The sequence below is a fragment of the Rosistilla ulvae genome, from assembly GCF_007741475.1.
GTDB lineage: Bacteria > Planctomycetota > Planctomycetia > Pirellulales > Pirellulaceae > Rosistilla > Rosistilla ulvae.
Genome location: NZ_CP036261.1, coordinates 7,387,402 through 7,405,596, shown reverse-complemented (window position 1 = coordinate 7,405,596; position 18,195 = coordinate 7,387,402). Strand labels below are relative to the sequence as shown.

Sequence of the window (18,195 nt, the reverse complement as noted above, 5' to 3'; positions counted from 1 at the left end):
CAAAAAGCTCACCCCAGGAATCGTCAGCCTCGAATGTCCAAAGCCAAAACCTCCCTATTTGCTCTGCTGCTGATCGCCCTCGTCTTGGCGACGGCAGGTCTGTTGGTCCCAACACTGAATGTCAGCCTGCTAATACTCGCAGGTTTGTTGTTTGGAGTCTTCGTGCATGCGATCAGCGCCTGGTCGGCGAAAAAGCTATCGCTCTCCTACCGCACCACCTATCTCGTGGTCGTTGCCCTGATGCTGGTCGCCATCGGGCTGGGCATCTTCCAATTGGGATCTCAGGTGGCCGATCGAGCCGATGAACTGTGGAGCCAATTGCAGTCGGCGGCGCAAACGGCAAACGAGCAATTGGAGCAACACGCTTGGGCGCAGAAGCATCTGCCCGACGTATCGGATATCGAAGAACAACTGACTCAGTCGAGCAGCGACATCCTGCCGGCGGTGCTTCAGCGGTTGCAGTCGTTGGGGTGGGGAATGACCGCGGCGTTGGTGATCTTCTTTATCGGATTGTACGCCGCTTACGATCCCGATCTCTATCGCGACGGCCTCGTGAAATTGATGCCACCAGAGAAACGGGATCGCACGCAGAAGGTTCTCGATCGGATGAACGGTTCGTTGCAACGCTGGATCGTCGCCCGGTTTGTCTCGATGGCGATCGTCGGAATCGCCACGGCGATCGGAATGTGGGCGTTTGGAATTCCGATGCCGATCACACTCGGCGTGCTCGCAGCGCTGCTGACCTTTATTCCCAATATCGGTCCCCTGTTGGCCGCCGTTCCGCAAATGCTGTTGGCTGTGAATGTCGGCACGCAGATGGTGCTGTATGTCTTGCTGTTCAATTTCGTGTTGCAGACACTGGAGAGTTATCTCATCACGCCGATCGTGCAACAGCGGGAGGTCTCGTTGCCGCCGGTCCTGACCATTGCAGCTCAGTTGTTGATGGGTGTTGTCGTCGGGATCCTCGGCGTGATGCTCGCCGCACCGATGGTCGTGGTTGCGATGGTGTTTGTGAAAACGCTGTACATCGACGCTCGGCAGCAAGAGCCCGAAGCATCGGCTGCGCATTCGTAGCAACCAGTGCGAAGTGGAACCCTGGCATCGAGGCGTTCTACAAGCGGCAAAGGCAACGCGTCGCTCACGTAGCGGAGCCGCTAGTCGTGTTGGATGTAGGCGATGATTCCCAGCTGAGCTTTCGGCGATCCGCCCAGCTGAACTCGGCGGGCGAAGACCTTGGTGCCGTCGCCAAATTCGCTGGCCGTTGCACCTTCGGCGAAGAAGGTTTTCAGCTGAGTAAACTCGTCGGTAATCGAAGCGTTATCGACAGCTTGGACGCGTCCATTGTGGAACTGCAACACGATACTGCCAGCGACATCGGTCACGTAGATCGTCACCCGTTCGGGAGCGACGGCGGTGAACAGTTCCTCCAAGCGACTGCGGAGATCGAGTTCGATAATGTTCAAGCCAAACAGGAGGCCGTTGCTGTCGAAGGTCGCCTGGACGCCACTGACGACCAACGGCGATCGGTTGTTGACCGGCACGTTCTCGCTTATTTGGTCGTTGGTGATCAGCACCACGTCGTCGGGACGCAGCGAATGGATCACTTGGGTTCCCTCCTCGTCGCGCTCGCTCGCCTCGCGTGCTAAAAGATCTCGCTCGGGCACACGAAAGACGCGTCGCCCGACTCCGCTACGTTCGGATCGAATCAGTTCGCGGATCCCCCCTCCTTCCTCTTCGATGCATGAATACGCGACCAAGTAGGCGGGGTTCGCCTTTAGCAAACCGCCGAACAGATGCGCCTGGCGGTTCAGCAATTCGACTGGCCCGACTTCGGCCATCGATCCGTCCGACTGCGGAGCGATTGCGGTGCCACCTTGATGCGATGCAACGACAGCTTCCATCAGCGGCAGCTCGGAAACGAAGTGCAGGTTGCGGACCATCCCCTCGGTCTCGAAGTTCAAATTCACTTCGAGTTCGCGTGTGAACTCTTGAGCCGACGCATAACGCGCCTGCTGCAGCGCCGACCTGCCTTGACGCGCGGTGTAAGCGATCGCCGCGCCACCGATCAACAGCAGCGAAGTGGCCAACAACAGCGACTGCGTTGCCGTCGGATGATCGGCCATCCAGCGTTTGAGGCGTTGTTTGGTGGGAGGCTTGTAGGCCTGCACCGGTGTCCCCGCGATAAATCGCTCGATCTCGACCTCCAGCGCCTTGGCCGATTCGTACCGCAGATACCGCTTGCTCGAGAGGGCTTTGACGCAGATCGCGTTCAATTCCGGCGGCACCGACGGCACCAATTTGATCGGCGGGACGACTTCGCCAGCAACGATCTGCGACATGATGTCCGACCGACTGCTCCCCGTCTCCGCGTCTTCGATCGCCGATTGATGCGGTGCGACGCCGGTCAGGATCGCGTACAGCATCCCGCCGAGCGCGAACACGTCGGTCAATTCGTCGACTTCATCGAGCCGCCCCGACGCCTGTTCGGGAGCCATGTAGAGCGGCGTCCCCAGCACGCGGCCGACCTGCGTCGAACCGACGCTGTGCAAATCGCCCGGTTCGGTCCGGCCGTTGACTTCGTACATCCCCGACGCGTCGTTGATCATCGCCAAGCCCCAGTCCAACAGGGTCACTTGGCCGAACTCATCGAGCGCGACGTTTTCCGGTTTCAGATCGCGATGGATCACCTTTCGCGAATGCGCGTGCCCGACCGAATTGCAGACGTTGATCAACGCCGACAGCAATCGGTGCAGCATCATCGGGTCGTCGTTTCCCGCTTCGCGTCGTTCGTGGTATTCGGCGATCGCATCCTGCATCGTCCGCTTGCCAAGAAACCGCATCACGTAAAACGACTTGCCCGTCGCTTCATCCTCGCCGTATTGATAGACCGGAACGATCCCGGGATGTTCCAGCCGGCCGGTGATCTCGGCTTCGCGGCGGAAGTGGTCCAAAGCGACATCGCCCGGAGCCACTTCGCGGGAGATCTCTTTCACGGCTACATAACGTTGCAGGTTTTGGTCGCGAGCCAACCAGACGATTCCCAGACCGCCCTGCCCCAACTTACGCAGCAACGTGTAGCGCGAACCGACCTGCCGATCTTGGACCTCGCCCTGCGACAGGACCGACGTATCGGCGATCCCCAGCAATTTGGCGACCTTGCCGTTGGGATCCAGTTGAGCCAGCCAGTGCCGCTCGCGATCCGAACTGGTCATCGGGTCTTTGTTTCCGTTGGCACCGCCGCTGCGAGCATCGCGATCCAGCTTGGCGATCGACGTCAGCATCTGTTGAGAGCGGCGTTGGACCGCCGTTCGCTGGTCGGCCGAGATCGTCTTCTGCTCGAATAAATGATCGGCCAACGACAGATTGCCGTGCGTCGTCCAGCTCTTCGCCGCTCCGGCAAGAGTTCGCACGTTGGCGTGCCCCATCTTCAGCAGCGCAACAGCAAACGCCAGATCGCGACTCTGTTTGGTCCCCTTCGCAGTGTCCGCGTCGCCCCCCGCCGACGGACTTGCTCCATCGTGCGCCAAGGTTTGCTCCAGTTCTGGCATCGCCGCCGAACCCTCGTCGGTCGCACTGCTGTCGGTTGTTTTCATCAAATCGCTCATCATGTCTCTCCCCAAGAGATTGTAGTTCGCAAAGGGGCGTGTTCGCGATCCCAACCCGTGTTTTGCATTGTTTCCTCGCACCAACGCCCGCCTCGAAACGCCGGCACGAGTCACATTGGCTGCGGTTTCATGTAAGCTCCGCACGATTCGCGGACGATCAATTGGCTTGCCAACAGGTACTGACGCGGCGGCACCACCACCTTCTCGATGCAGTCGAGCATCGATCGGAAGGCGACCATCGCGATGTCGCGGCAAGGTTGCCGGATGGTTGTCAGCGGGACGGTCAGCAGTTGCGCATACTTCACGTCGTCGAATCCAATCAGCCGGATGTCCCGGGGCACTTCGATCCCCAGCTTCGCCAGCGTTTGCATCAACGTGGCAGCAACGCGGTCGTTGGAACAGATGATGGCGTCCAGTGGATCGCGAGCGTCAGCGGCCGACGCATCGGCCACCAAACGGAACCGGGCGATCAGTTTTTCGATCTCATCGACGTCGTCCGGTTCGAACCGGGCAACCTGCAGCGGGCGGGCGGACGGCTCTTGGGAGATCACCGCCTCCCGCGCTCCGGCGATTCGTTGAGCGATGGTCGGCGCCGTTTGCGGCGGCGCCAAAAACAGCAGCCCGTTGCAGCCGAGCTTCAATAGATGTGATGCCGCGGTAAAACCAGCGGCAAAATTATCGATCCCGACCAGATCGAATTCGCTGCGCTGCGGGAAGGGATGGATGTCGCGGTCGACCAAGACGACAGCGATCCCCGCCTGCCGCAACCGATCGGTGATTCGGAAATTTAGGTTTTGGCTGTCGGGATGGTGCTCCAGCGGAACAAAAAAGACTCCCGGAACACCCCGCTGAATGAACGCGTCGCACAGCTGTCGCGAAGCTTCGATCGGATCGGCGCCAACGGTCACCGATTGGGCGTTGGTCGGATCGGCAAAGGCTTCGTTAACGTTGGGGTGCACTCCTTCCCTGCCCCACAGCAAGGCACAGTCATGCAGCCGGGCGAGTCGCGCGATGTCGCCGCAGATGACTTCCAAGATCTCGGTCGAACCGATCTCCGGCGCCAGCAGCCCGATCACTCGCTGCCCCTCTTCGACCACCGCCGCCTGCTGACGGACAAACGTTCCCGAACCGGCTCGCCGTTCGATCAGCCCCTGGTTCTGCAGCTCGCGAAGAGCCCGAGCGGCGGTCGGACGCGAGACGTCGAAACGCCTGACAAGCTGCGTTTCACTTGGCAACCTACCGGTGGGTTGGAACCGACCAGCTGTAATGTCGGCGAGCAGTTCATCGGCGATTTGACGGTACTTTGTATCGGCCACGATTCCCCTTACGTTTTCCGAATGCCTGCAAAGCATTGATTGCAAAAGATGTTATTGGATGCTAATCCGGCGCAAACTCACCTCAAGGGCTTGTCACTAACAGGTTGCCCGCACGTGCTTACAGGTATTGTGACATTCTCGGGGAGTCTGTCCATGGTAACCCGCCGTCACCTGCGTAGGATTGCCGACGTAGGGACGCAACACCACGTAATCGAAGACACCACCTCAACGGAGGCAAAGATGAGTATCGCGGTAACCCAATCCGATCGTTTCCATTTGGATAGCGACACGCGCAGCGAGCTGCCCGAACCGGCAAAGGGAGGACGAGCCAAGCACTATCTGTTGGCCAGCGATTTTGATCAGACACTTAGCTTCAACGATTCGGGGGAAGTTTTGAGCGAGATGCTGGGGCTGCCGGACTTTGAACGCAAAGTCAAAGGACTGGCCAGTTCCCATCTGGTTCAACAGGGGGGCGAACTGACCTATCTGCTGCTGCACGATCCCGATTACCGCCAGGTCCGCCGCGAACACCTGGTCGAAGCGGGACGGCGGATTCGGCTGAAAAAGAACCTGGGGCCGTTGATGGATCTGCTCGATCGAGGCATCGACGGCCATCGGTTTACGTTTTATGTAGTCTCCGCATCGCCGGAAGAGGTCGTGCGGTCGGCGCTCGAAGGAATCGTGCCGGCCGATCGGATCTTCGGTACCCGGTTGAACTTCGATCCCGATTCGGGCGAGATCAGCTCGGTCGCTCAACTGACCGCCGGCTACGGAAAAGTGACGGCGCTCGACGAACTGCAAGCGCAGCTTGGCGTCAGCTGGGACCGGATCGTCTACGTCGGCGACGGCAGCTCCGACGTGCATGTGATGCTGCACGTCAACCGCTGCGACGGATATACGATCGCGGTCTCCGAAAACCAACACCTCGCCCCGATCGCCCGCCGGACGGTGCTCAGCGACAACGCGTTCAGCGTCCTGATCCCGATCCTCGAAGATGTGATGGGCTGGACCGATCGGTCGAAGATTCGCGAGCTGTTCGAAGCGAGCGGGTTGGATGTACACGGCTGGGAAAAGTCGCAAGTCGATCGGCTGACGATTCTGCCGACCGATGCCGACACCCGAGATGCGTCGTCCGCGGCTGCCGCTTCGTGAGCATGGATGCTTCGTCGACGACCAACATTTGGCGTCGTCAATTATCAACACCAATTTGGATCCACGATTCGATTCTCCTATGAACAATATCGCCGTACCTCAATGGATTGTGCGTAACGACTCGGGAAATCTGCTAACGGCCTCTCTCTGGGCAGTGCGTGGATTGTTTTTCCTGAACGGTTTTTTGTATGCGACCTGGGCGACGCGAATTCCCGCCATCCAGTCTCAGTTCCAACTATCGCACGCTGCTTTAGGCGTTGCGTTGATGATGGTGGCGTTGGGAGCTGTCGTTGCGATGCCCACCGCCGGTTGGCTCTGTTCGCGTTGGGGCAGTCGTCGCGTTGTCGCGATCAGCTTGCTGCTCTACATCGCGGGGCTGCCGTTGGTGGCGCTGATGCCCAGCTTGACCGCGCTCTTTATCGCGTTGCTGTTGTTTGGCGTCGGGCACGGAATGCTGGACGTGTCGATGAATGTCCAAGCGGTGGAGGTGGAGCGGCGGTGGCAGAGGCCGATCAATTCATCGATCCATGCGCTCTGGAGTGTCGGCGGATTGTCCGGCGCGATCGCGGGTAGCGTGATCGGACTCTGGGGCCTCGCGGCTGGCCTGCACTTCGCTCTGGTTTCGGCGCTCCTTTCGCTTGCGATCGTACCGATCGTTACTCGCCTGTTGATCGAATCGCCAACCGCCGCATCGGACGCGCGGGACGAGTTAACCCAAGTGCCGTCCCAGCCGCGCGGCAGAAACTGGGCGTTGATCCTCTTGGGAGCGATCGCGTTTTGCATCATGGCGGGTGAAGGAGCGATGGCCGATTGGAGCGCAGTGCTATTGAACCAAGTGCTGGGAGTCAGCGAAGGGCTTGCCGCAACGGGCTACGCCACCTTTGCGATCGCGATGGCGGCGGGACGGTTTGTCGGCGATCGCTTGTCGATGAGGCTGGGGCCGATGAATCAGGTTCGGATCAGCGGGCTCGTCGCGTTGGCAGGGTTGTTGATCGTCGTCACCTCATCCCATCTCGCGTTGGCATTGTTGGGGTTTGCGTTGATCGGTGGCGGCTTTGCAACGATCGTCCCCGCTGTCTTCAGCGCCTGCGGCCGGTTGGACAACATCCCGGCGGGAGTGGCCTTGGCGACGGTATCGACGATCGGCTACTTCGGCTTCCTGTTGGGACCTCCGTTGATCGGATTCGTCGCTGAACTGTTCAGCCTCCGGATCGCGTTGGGATGCCTGTCGGTGACGACCCTGGCATCGGTCCTGCTCGCGACAACCCTAGCCCCACGCACCCCCGCAACGCACGACACCAGCCAACACGATCCCTGCGCCGCATGATCACGCTCGGCCATTCCCAAAGAGCAAGCCAGTTGTCGAAGCGAACGGCTGGAGTCGAGGCTTCAGACGAAACGGAAATCCCGCAGGGATTCTAAGAAGGTAGCCGGTGGTTTGAGCGCAGCGAACACCACCCCCGACGGGGGCGCATGAATCATTTGCCACAGAGGTCACCGAGACCACAGAGAGAAATAGAGACCATCCGCAACCCTCGGTGACCTCTGAGTCCTCTGTGGCCAAAACATTCACGATTTACCGGATCACGCAATCGAACGCCGCCCCCGACGGGGGCGCATCTCATCGCAAAAGAATCATTTGCCACAGAGGTCACCGAGACCACAAAGAGAAATAGAGACCATCCCAACCCTCGGTGGCCTCTGAGTCCTCTGTGGCAAAACCACCGATCTGCGATCCCTCCGGGATCATCGCGTCTCGGGGCCCTCAGATTCCGGAGGTGCGCCGCTGCGCGGCGACCTCCGGCTACCATCTCGCATCCCTTCGGGAGCACCTCACTCTGAGATTACCGTGGGCTCACACTCTCACCGCCGCTTCGATGGGATAATTCGACTCTTGGGTTCACCGATGGTATCGTTACGCGTTTCACGAATCGATGAATGCATCGGCCTGACGGGCCGAAAGAACGATGGAGTCCCCACCGATGAACCCGCGACAACTTCTTGTCCCGCTTGCCTTCCTGTCGCTCGCTATCGCCGGCGAGCAACTCTTCGCCAACGACCCGCTGTCGGTCGCTGCTGATTTCGAAGGGGGATCGGTTGCGGAGGTCGAAATCGATCCGGCGGCTGGCAGCATTCGATTTATGCCCGGCGGAGATCCCGCTCGCGGCTGGCCTTGCTGGTGGTACTTTCGCATCGATGGTATCCAACCCGGACAAGCGATCACGCTCCAACTGCGTGGCTCGACAGCAACCGTCGGCAAACAGCCACCGCTGGGGGCGTCCTGGGCAATGCCGAAGCGAGCGACCTATTCGACCGACGGCAAAACATGGCGACAAACCGATCCGGGGCAGCGCGACGGTCATATCATGACCTACAAACTCACTCCCGATGCATCGTCGGTGCTCGTCGCCTGGGGACCGCCTTACACACCCAAGACCGCCGAAAAACTTGCGACTCGATTGAGCGAAGCATCTCCGCACGTCGAAGCGATGCAGTTGTGCCGATCGCGCGAAGATCGCGAGGTTCCGATGCTCCACTTCCGCGAGGGAACGCGTGCGGCGGAGCAGCGTTTTGGCGTCTGGATCCAAGCCCGGCAGCATGCTTGGGAGAGTGGTTCCAGCTGGGTCGCCGAGGGTTTCGCTGATTGGTTGGCCGGCGACGATCCCCAAGCGGCTTGGTTGCGACAACACGCCGACGTCTATCTGGTTCCGATCATGGACATCGACAACACAGCGACCGGCAACGGCGGTAAAAACGCGATCCCGCGCGACCACAATCGCGACTGGTCGGCCAAGCCTCATTGGAACGAAATCCTCGCGGCTCAGCAAAAAGTGGGCGAGCTGATCGACCAAAACCGGATGGATCTGTTCATCGATCTCCACAACCCAGGCCCCGGAGATCCCACCTTCTTCTTCGTCCCGCCGCGGGAATTGTTGAAGCCTCAGGCGGTGGAAGCAGCCGAGCAATTCATGGAACTTGCCTACCAGCGGATCAGTCGCATCGAGCCTTCGATTCCGATGAACAACAAGCCGAGGGTGACGGGATCGAATTATCATCCGCTGTGGCGACAGATCAGCAAGAACTGGGTCAGCCTGAACGGCAATCCTCACACGGTCAGCGTCTGCCTGGAAACGGCCTGGAATTCTCCCGCCAGCACACAGGCGGGCTACAAAGCTGTCGGCGAAAACCTCGCCATCGCCACGCAACAGTTCCTGGCCAAACAACCCGAAAAACCGTAGCGTCGCGGGCAGCTTTCGATCGATAAGCGATCTCGCTTCCCAACCGAAGTGCCCGCGTTTAACGCGCGACGCCGACGAGTGGCGGCGCCGAGCGGCCGGTCAGTCGTACTTCACGTGAACGCGTTGGCAACCGGGATCTTCTTCGGTCGCCACGCCGACTTCATCGACGGGGTGCGTGTACAAATAACGCCAGACGGGATCGAACTTCAATTTGCCGTCTTCGTTTTTGGGCGAAGAGCGACCGGGGGTGACCGAGCCATGGGCGCGGCCAGCGTCCCCTCCCACATCCGCTGCGGTGATCAAGCTGCGCGAGTTCTCGTAGGGAGGCGTGGTGGAATCGACGTCGACGATCGGGCCAAACGCATTCATTCCTAACATTTCCCAAGAGCGACAATAATGGTCGCCGGTCCAACCGCCATCCAGGACGTGAGTGAACCCGAAGAATCGGTTTGCGGGAGTGGCCGAGGGCAAGCTCTGCCAATCCTGATCCTGGTCTCGCGGCCCGCACAACATCACAACCCGATCGACGCGTTGATGTTTGGCGAACCGAGCGGCGGTGGTGCTGCCGTGCGACGCGCCGGTCATGATGATCTTGTCCCAACGCAATCGCGATCCACCGTCGGCCAGAAACTGCTGCCAGTTCCCCTGCGGATTCTCCTTGGACAACCACAACAACAATTGACGCGATCGCTCCGCCGCTCCATCGGGAGGCAACAGATCCAATTCATCGCTGAAATCCAATCCGGTGGCTGCTTCCAACCGAATCCGTCCGCGGGCATACGCATCCGAAGGTTGGGGCTGAGCGAGTTTGCCGAACCATCCCCGTGCGTAACTGACTCCGATCGCATGGATTCCATATTCGTTCCAACGCTCGAACAGTCCGCCGTTGTGCCCCATCAACCAGATCGCCAACTTACCCTTGGGAGCGACGCGCGTGTCGACCGACGCGAACTCCAGATCGGCAGGCTTCTTATCGGTGCCCGAAACAAAACCGATCGCCGGATATTCACCGGTTCGCGAATCGATCTCGCTGGCGCGGACACGAAACTGATACCGCTGCGGCGAAGGATCTTTCACCATCTTTGGTTCTGCAGGGATGCCATGCACGACATCGCCACCTTGCTGAGCCGCCTTGTGAGCGACGGTTTGCAAAAACGCGGCGTACTCTGGGTCGAGCTTTTCGGGAACATAGCCGTTGCCGACCGCACTCTCGGCGAACAAGCCCTCGAACCAGACGCAGGCTCCCAGATATTCACCCGCCAAGTTGGCGTGATGGCCATCCATTCCGAGCGTCCGTTTGCCATCGCGATTGTTCCAGCGGTATCCGGTGTGCAGCGAATGCGTTTGAGCGGGCAGTTCGGGGTACTGCAGTTTCCCGGCGTCGAAGTCCTCCGCCGCGCGATACCCAAATTTTGGATCGTTATCGGCGATCCAAAACGCATCGCCGACAGGAATCCGGCTCGCCGACAGCTCGGCAGCAATCGTCCGGTACGCATCGCTCAACCCTTCGTACATCGCCTGCTGCGTCATCGGTTCGCCATTGGATTTACGCGAACGACGAAAGCGAGGATCATCACTTCGGTAAGCCCATGTTTGATGCACCAACAGCTTCGCCTGCGGCGCGTAGCGATGGATGATATCAGCCAACTGGGCCGCGTACGGACGATACGTCTCGACGTCATGACTCCGCACGCTCAGTTGTTGGATCGTGACGAAATCCCAGTCCTCGCTCTGCAACGCCTGCTGCAAACTCTCGCCTTTCGAATAGAAAGCCGATCGATCGCTGCGATCCTTCTCAAACGCAAGTGCTTTCGCCGCATGCAGCTCCAGCGGCGACCCGCCGATCGTCAGCGATTTGTGAGTCAGCTTGTGGCCGGCCGCCTCGGTGATCTCATCGAGATAACGCGTTGCGTTATTAGTAAAACTGTTGCCGATCGTGAGGATGCGAACGTGCTTGGGCGAATCGTCAGTCTTCGGATCCGCACCCACCGACTCGCCGATCCCGATCGTGGTGAGGGCGAAGAGCCAAAGAAATATGCGTGCTCGAAACATAGTGTCGTCTGCTGTGGGGTAGGAGAAAGGAGAGTGATGTCAGGGTCCAACAATGATAACTCAAACCGATCCCGATTGGAGACGCCCCGTTTGCTGGAGTCGAGGCTTCAGCCGAAACGGAAATCCCGCAGGGATTCAAAGAAGGTAGCCGGTGGTTGGAGCGCAGCGAACAGTTGGAGTCGAGGCTTTAGCCGAAACCGATGAGTCAGCGGATCCCATACGGTAGCCAGTGGTTTGAGCGCAGCGAACACCACCGGTACGGATCGCGCAATCGAACGCCGCGCCCGACGGAGGCGCATCTCATCGCAAAAGAATCATTTGCCACAGAGGTCACCGAGTCCACAGAGAGAAATAGAGACCATCCCAACACTCTGTGCCCTCTGAGCTCTCTGTGGCAAAAACATCGATCTGCGATCCCTCCGGGATCATCGCGCCTCGGGGCCTCACGTTCCGGAGGTACGCCGCTGCGCGACGACCTCCGGCTACCATCTCGCATCCCTTCGGGAGCATCGGTTTCGCCATAACCGCAGCAAGTCGAAATGGGCACCGGATCCCGCAGGGGATCCCAAACGGTAGCCGGTGGTTTGAGCGCAGCGAACACCACCGGTACGGATCATGCAATTGTTCGCCGCCCCCGAATGGGGACGCACAACCTTCGCAAAAGAAGCGTTTGCCACAGAGGTCACCGAGCCCACAGAGATAAACCAGAGACCACTGCAACACTCGGTGGCCTCTGAGCTCTCTGTGGCAAAAACATCGATCTGCGATCCCTCCGGGACCATCGCGCCTCGGGGCCCTCGCGTTCCGGAGGTACGCCGCTGCGCGACGACTCCCGGCTACCTTCTTGCATCCCTTCGGGAGCATCGCGTCCAGCACACCTGCCGCACGATGAACACCAACGAAAACGGTGTCGCAATAGAATTCACCGACACCGAACCCGCGATCCACTAGATCACGGAGCCCATGGTTTGGGGCCGTTCTTTTTTTGCTGGAGGAATTTCGCGTCGACCGATTGGTACCACGCGTGCAACCGACGGCGCATTTGATCGACGCGGTCGGGATCTTCGGCGGCCAGATCCTTTCGCTCGCCAATGTCCGACTTGAGATCATACAGTTGAACGCGGCCGTCTTCGTAGCGTTCGATCAATTTGAAATTGCCTTCGCGAATCGCCCCCGCCGGAATGCCTCCTTGGTTGCTGTAGTGAGGATAGTGCCAATAGAGTGATTGACGATCCAACGAACCGCCTCGCAGGGCTGGCATCAGATCGACTCCATCGACCGAGTGTTGATACTCCACGCCTGCGGCCGCCGCGACGGTGGGGAACAGATCGATCGAACAGACCGGTTCATGGCTGACCGACCCCGGACGCGTCACGCCGGGATAGCGAACGATCCACGGCTCGCGGATCCCTCCCTCGTAGACCCACCCCTTCCCGCCACGCAGCGGCAGATTGCTGGTCGGTGAACCTTCACTGGTCGACAGCCCGCCGTTGTCCGACGTGAAGATCACGATCGTATTGTCAGCCACGCCCGACGCTTCGATCTGTGCAAGCACCTTGCCAACCGCTTCGTCCATCGCCTCGACCATCGCGGCATAGACCGCGTGCTTTTGCAAAATCCGCACCTTACGCGGCTGGTTGCCAAAGACCTGCTCTTCGTCATCAAATTCCAGCCCGTTGATTTTCGCCGCCTTCTGTTTGTATTTGGCAACCAGATCGGGACGCCCTATCAGCGGCGTGTGAACCGAATAGAACGACAGGTAAGCGAAAAAGGGCCCCGCTTTGTGAGCATCGATAAAACGTGCGGTGTCGCGAGCCAATCGATCGGGCAGATGGTCGCCGTCGGGACTCTCCACCGCCATCTGCGGATTCTTAAACGGTGCGAAATATTTCTTTCCCGTGTAGGGGCCCCCTTTACTGTGACCGCCAACATTGATGTCGAAGCCCTGGTTCTGAGGGTAATACTCCTCGGACTCCCCCAGATGCCACTTCCCCGCAAAGAAGGTTGCATACCCTTTGGACTTCAGCGCCTCAGCGACCGTGACTTCGTCCAGTGGCATGTTGTCGTTTAACGGAGCCGGTGCAAAGGTGCCGCTTCGTTTGCCGGAGAAGAAATTGGTGGCATCGACGCGCGACGGATATTTACCCGTCATCAAGCTGTATCGTGTCGGTGAGCAGACCGGATTGGCTGCGTATCCATCGGTGAAACGCATCGCGGAGCCCGACAGCGCGTCGATGTTTGGCGTTTCATAAAAACAGTCCGGGTTGTTCGCACCGATATCCATGTAGCCCAAGTCATCGACAAGAAAGACGACGACATTGGGAAGTCGAGGATCGTCGTCAGCTCGAACGTCCCCATCGAGAGAGAAGACCCTCAAGACAAGAACCAACAGCGCGAGCGAATCGCGACCAACAGATTTCAGAAGCTGCATCATTACCGCCATAAAGATGAAAGATTTGGTTTCGTAAGGAACCAGGGAAAGAAAAGATTGTACATCGCCCGAATCCCCAAAACGAATACACCCCAAAACAACAACCGCGCTGGAGTCGAGGCTTCAGCCGAAAACGTTCCCGCCACCCCCAATAGGGGCGCAGACGGTGTTCGCTGGTCAGAGCGCAGCGAACAGTTGGAGTCGAGGCTTCAGCCGAACGAAATGAGTCGTGCGACGTTACAGAATCTCGACAAAAATCCCAAACAACAATCCACCGCCGCCCCCAACGGAGTCGCACAACCAAAACGCCAAAACCGGCCCGCGAATCACACCAACACCGCGAATGCCATCCGCGACACACATGTGGGGCATTCAAACAAAATCATTCAGCCACAGAGATCACCGAGCCAATAGCTAAACAGCACCCCCAACTCTCTGTGGCCTCAGAGTCCTCTGTGGCAAAAACATCCGACTGTGATCCCTCCGGGAGCACCGCGAGATTGAGTCCTCCCATTCCGGAGGTGCGCCGCTGCGCAACGACCTCCGGCTACCTTCTTGCATCCCTTCGGGATCATCGCGTCCGACACAACCGCAGCACGTTGAGATGCCTACCGGCCCCCCGCAGCGAACCCACAAACGGTAGCCGACGGCAAGATCGCAGCGACCCGCTGGAGTCGAGGCTTCAGACGAAAAAGATGAATCAATCGCCCCATCGGATCCCGGCGGGGATCCCATACGGTAGCCGGTGGTCTGAGCGCAGCGAACACCACCGGTACGGATCACACAACCGATCGCCGCCCCCATCGGGGTCGCACACCATCGCAAAAAACAATAGCCACAGAGAGCACCGAGCCCACAGAGAAAAACATATCCAAACGCAACTCTCTGTGTCCTCTGAGCCCTCTGTGGCAAAAACATCGCCACCGGATCCCCAGAAGGCATCCGGTCGTTTGAGCGTAGCGAACGGCTGGAGTCGAGGCTTCAGCCGAAATAGATGAGCCACCTGATGCCCGCTCCAATTCGCGATTCAATCAAAAACCATTCAGCCCCAGAGACCATCGATCCCACAGAGCAAACAATTTAATTGCAACCACAACTCTCTGTGGCCTCAGAGTCCTCTGTGGCAAAAGCATCCGTCTGCGATCCTCCGGGATCATCACGTCCTGCCCAACCCCAACACGTCGCAACCAACGGATCCCTCAGCACTTGAGAAGGCAACTGGTGTTCTGAGCGCAGGGAATCGCTGGAGTCGAGGCTTCAGCCGAACGAAATGAGTCGTGCGACGCCAAAGAATCTCGACGAAAACCCCAAACAACAATCGAACCGCCACCCTCTAACGGGGTCGCAGATCCACAACGCCTCAAACCAGCCCGCGAATCACGCCAACACCGCGAATTGGTGAAAACAGAATCGAACTGTCACTTCAACGCAATACACATCCGGTAGTCCCGGCAGGGACGACAGCAGGTAGCCCACGGTGCAAACCGTGGGAACCGCAAAGCCCAAGCACGCGCAAAGCCCCGGCAGGGGCGACCGTAATCGATTCCGTACAATCGCACCAACACCGCGAATTCTATCCACGACACGCATGTGGCATGCAACAAGACCTCAACACGTCGAACCAATCGGATCCCGCAGGGACCCCAGACGGTAGCCGGTGGTCGAGCGCAGCGAACACCACCGGAAACCCAAATAACGATAGAAACGCCGCCCCCAACGGGGGCGCAGATTCCCAATGACGAACTGACCCTCGAATCACGCTAACACCGCGAATTCCAACATGCACTCACAAGCGGTCTTAGACAGCTAGGATAGCGAACAACCGCCAACAGTCGTTTCTCGGGCTGTGATGAACTTCTGTTGCTTTGCGTCGAGATAGCGATACTGTTGGGGCGGCTGAAAACCGTCCCAACGCTGGCGAAGCTCCCCAAGAGAAACGGGTTCTTTAAAAACAGCGATACTCGACAGGTGAATGCCGACAGCCTTGCCAGCACCGTCGAAGTAGGCGTTGAACGCTTGCACTGAAACAGCGGACAGCTTGCCACAATTTCGCCAAATAATCGTTGGTTCCCCAACCTCGATTGCCTCGACAGTGGCGACCGCGACCGCTTCACACTTCGGCATGGTCGCGTAGATGACTACCGCGGATCCAGGATCAATACTTGGTTTGCGTTTGCGAAGCTCAACCGTCTTACGGCCTTCAACAATCGCTTTGACGTGCTCTGGATGGATAGACAGAAACAACATTGGTCAAGGCTCATGTTGTGTGGATTGCGAATAGATTTCTTGAAAAGCAGAATCGGGGATCAGCACCGCGGAAATGAACTGCTGTCGCTTCATTCCGTGAGACTCTAAAACGTCGTTTACGACCTCGAACGTGATCGGGTTCTCAAACAACTCCGTGCTCGTGAATTCAATCGCCAAGCCTTGGGCGTCGGCGTTCTTGAAGTGTTCCATCAGATGACGCCATTCGTAGACACCGAACCGTTGAAACTCACGAAACAGATTCTTGACTGTACCTTGGACACGTTTGGTCAATGCCGAGCATGCCCGAACCCGGCCACCACCTTTTCGCTTGTCGCCGCTGACGTACCACAAAATCCGTCCAAATGGGGTGCTAGGCCCCTGCCGAGGGCTCTTGTAATAAGCCGAGTCCGGGTTGATGACCAATGATGTTTCAGGATCAAAAAGAGGCATATTCCAGAGCCGGAAATCGAAAAGTTCCTGTGCCCAACGGGGTTGTATCGGTATTACCCAAGTTGGGAGTTGACCGAAAGTGACCTTGCCTGGATGAATCAAACGCTCAAGTTGCTGCGTTTCAGCCTCGTTGCCTAAGCAATTGTGATCGATATCGATCGATTTTGAAATCTGTTCTGCAAACTCCATCGGGACAATTCCCGAATCACTCATTGCTGAAAGCTCGGCACACAGGCTGGATTGACTCCACTGTCCTGGCAATGAAAGCCTCCATAGCGATCCATCGGCGTGAGACCAGCCCCGCCGCGAACATGCCCCCAAAACAAGCGGCGTCGCATAACGATCCGAAATCGTAACTATTCTACGCTGTCCGCTTCGCCATGCACCGAGCGGTTGATCGGCAATGTACTCTGCAAGGATTCGTCCAAAACGAGTGCCAACCAGACGCCGACTCAAGCGAAGTAGGTGGATTTCACGGCCGCCGCCGTCCAAAATCCGAATTGCGAACAACGCAATACATTTATCGCTTCGCGAACAAACACGATAAATTTCCCACTCACGTGGAGCGGCAAGCATCGCGATTAGTTTAGCACGGAAGACTTTGAGAGTCTCGCCGCCTGCTGAGTCAATAAAACACTTCAGATCAAAGTCGTCGATCGAACCTACTCGGCATCGTTCGATTCCCGATCGAGTCAGTTCGCGGTACTGATAGCGATGCGAGTTCAGCACTGCGTCGTATTCGGTTATGAATTCTGACGGCGGAAGCAAACGTAATCCAAGCGAGCTTTGGATTTGTTCGCGGAAGCTCAGGACCTCCTCGTCACGGGTGACGAATGCTGCGGACTCAATGGCTGCTGCAATAGCGATATGTCTTTGATCTGAAGCGCTCGCATCATCCTTTGGCTCGCCCATGACCTGACGGACCTCCTTCAACTGTCGCTCTACCTCCAGCGGATCCACTGCCACCTGGTCCCAACCGTTCTTCACCGCCGAACGCATATCGCTCCGTAAAGGCTCTGCCTGACGACCGAGATCAGCAAAAATTTCAGGCGTAACTTTCAAATTGATTTCATCAACTAGCCAATCAGATCGTAACCCACTGCTTGCTTTATGGTGCGGTCGGTCTTGGTCTTCAATGTCGATGCAAACCATCGTGTCACACACAACGGTTACCGTTTCGCTTGGCTCGTCTAGGGCGTCGAACAGCGGTGTTTCATTAATTGCCAGCGCAAAAGCAATGAGTTCACTGCCTCCTTGCTTCTTACCAGGAAAACGACGCAGTTCTGAAAATCCCATCCGACGGTATCTACCGGCGGCTTCGTAATCGACTCTGCAATTGAGGCGGATACGAGAATGGTTCGGGTGCGCCTGCACTAGCGCCGCGATTAGCTGTTTTGCAATTTTCCGATTTCCATACTCAGATTTCACGCATAGGTGAGTGATGCGAACCTCATACCGCTGATTGGTCGCGAACAGCACGTAGCCAGCTGCGTCGCTACCGGACCATGCGATCAAAATTTGCTTGGCATCAGCACGCTGTTGAAACGCTTCATCAGGAAAGAAACCCAAAAGTGCCTTTTGGGTGCGGTAAATTTCCTTCACCACATCAAGTTCGTCAGCCGTTTCAATTAGACGAACAGCAATTTCGTGATTCGTCAAAACCTTGTCCCCACTAGCTTAAATTCTTGACCACGCAACGGTTC

At 58.0% G+C, this 18,195-nt stretch carries 10 protein-coding genes; 4 read left to right on the top strand and 6 right to left on the bottom strand.

Annotation, left to right across the window (positions count from 1 at the left end; genetic code table 11):
- Window positions 1-33: 33 nt before the first annotated feature.
- Window positions 34-1,074: an AI-2E family transporter gene (locus EC9_RS26070; RefSeq protein WP_145348894.1), complete on the top strand. Its 1,041-nt coding sequence runs from the start codon at window positions 34-36 to the stop codon at window positions 1,072-1,074.
- Window positions 1,075-1,154: 80 nt separating this feature from the next.
- Here the strand turns inward: EC9_RS26070 and EC9_RS26065 are convergent, their stop codons facing one another.
- The gene (locus EC9_RS26065) at window positions 1,155-3,593 is read right to left on the bottom strand and encodes a serine/threonine-protein kinase (protein ID WP_218934461.1); all 2,439 of its coding nucleotides are present in this window, start codon (window positions 3,591-3,593) and stop codon (window positions 1,155-1,157) included.
- Between the two features lie 122 nt (window positions 3,594-3,715).
- Window positions 3,716-4,921 carry a GntR family transcriptional regulator gene (locus tag EC9_RS26060; RefSeq protein ID WP_246105885.1) on the bottom strand — a complete coding sequence of 402 codons (1,206 nt, stop codon included), beginning with the start codon at window positions 4,919-4,921 and terminating at the stop codon, window positions 3,716-3,718.
- A 240-nt stretch (window positions 4,922-5,161) separates the two neighbouring features.
- Between EC9_RS26060 and EC9_RS26055 the strand changes: the two genes are divergently transcribed.
- From EC9_RS26055 to EC9_RS26045, 3 genes are all read left to right on the top strand, one after another.
- Window positions 5,162-6,073: an HAD-IB family phosphatase gene (locus EC9_RS26055; RefSeq protein ID WP_145348892.1), complete on the top strand. Its 912-nt coding sequence runs from the start codon at window positions 5,162-5,164 to the stop codon at window positions 6,071-6,073.
- A gap of 79 nt (window positions 6,074-6,152) precedes the next feature.
- Window positions 6,153-7,400: an MFS transporter gene (locus EC9_RS26050; RefSeq protein WP_218934460.1), complete on the top strand. Its 1,248-nt coding sequence runs from the start codon at window positions 6,153-6,155 to the stop codon at window positions 7,398-7,400.
- A 655-nt stretch (window positions 7,401-8,055) separates the two neighbouring features.
- Window positions 8,056-9,312: a M14-type cytosolic carboxypeptidase gene (locus tag EC9_RS26045; RefSeq protein WP_246105884.1), complete on the top strand. Its 1,257-nt coding sequence runs from the start codon at window positions 8,056-8,058 to the stop codon at window positions 9,310-9,312.
- Window positions 9,313-9,411: 99 nt separating this feature from the next.
- Here EC9_RS26045 and EC9_RS27115 read toward each other — a convergent pair whose 3' ends face one another.
- The 4 genes from EC9_RS27115 to EC9_RS26025 all read right to left on the bottom strand — a co-directional run bounded on the left by EC9_RS27115 (window position 9,412) and on the right by EC9_RS26025 (window position 18,151).
- Complete coding sequence (locus tag EC9_RS27115; protein WP_145348889.1) at window positions 9,412-11,364, bottom strand: BPSS1187 family protein; 1,953 nt, start codon at window positions 11,362-11,364, stop codon at window positions 9,412-9,414.
- A gap of 952 nt (window positions 11,365-12,316) precedes the next feature.
- Window positions 12,317-13,798, bottom strand: a complete 1,482-nt coding sequence (locus EC9_RS26035; protein ID WP_246105883.1) for a sulfatase — start codon at window positions 13,796-13,798, stop codon at window positions 12,317-12,319.
- A gap of 1,803 nt (window positions 13,799-15,601) precedes the next feature.
- The gene (locus EC9_RS26030) at window positions 15,602-16,042 is read right to left on the bottom strand and encodes an ASCH domain-containing protein (RefSeq protein ID WP_145348888.1); all 441 of its coding nucleotides are present in this window, start codon (window positions 16,040-16,042) and stop codon (window positions 15,602-15,604) included.
- Between the two features lie 3 nt (window positions 16,043-16,045).
- The gene (locus EC9_RS26025) at window positions 16,046-18,151 is read right to left on the bottom strand and encodes a GNAT family N-acetyltransferase (RefSeq protein ID WP_145348887.1); all 2,106 of its coding nucleotides are present in this window, start codon (window positions 18,149-18,151) and stop codon (window positions 16,046-16,048) included.
- Between the last annotated feature and the right edge of the window lie 44 nt (window positions 18,152-18,195).

Bases quoted from the DNA above. Each gene is read 5' to 3' on its own strand.
- EC9_RS26070 (WP_145348894.1), top strand. From the start codon at position 34: ATGTCCAAAGCCAAAACCTCCCTATTTGCTCTGCTGCTGATCGCCCTC.
- EC9_RS26065 (WP_218934461.1), bottom strand. From the start codon at position 3,593: ATGAAAACAACCGACAGCAGTGCGACCGACGAGGGTTCGGCGGCGATG.
- EC9_RS26055 (WP_145348892.1), top strand. From the start codon at position 5,162: ATGAGTATCGCGGTAACCCAATCCGATCGTTTCCATTTGGATAGCGAC.
- EC9_RS26050 (WP_218934460.1), top strand. From the start codon at position 6,153: ATGAACAATATCGCCGTACCTCAATGGATTGTGCGTAACGACTCGGGA.
- EC9_RS26045 (WP_246105884.1), top strand. From the start codon at position 8,056: ATGAACCCGCGACAACTTCTTGTCCCGCTTGCCTTCCTGTCGCTCGCT.
- EC9_RS27115 (WP_145348889.1), bottom strand. From the start codon at position 11,364: ATGTTTCGAGCACGCATATTTCTTTGGCTCTTCGCCCTCACCACGATC.
- EC9_RS26035 (WP_246105883.1), bottom strand. From the start codon at position 13,798: ATGATGCAGCTTCTGAAATCTGTTGGTCGCGATTCGCTCGCGCTGTTG.
- EC9_RS26030 (WP_145348888.1), bottom strand. From the start codon at position 16,042: ATGTTGTTTCTGTCTATCCATCCAGAGCACGTCAAAGCGATTGTTGAA.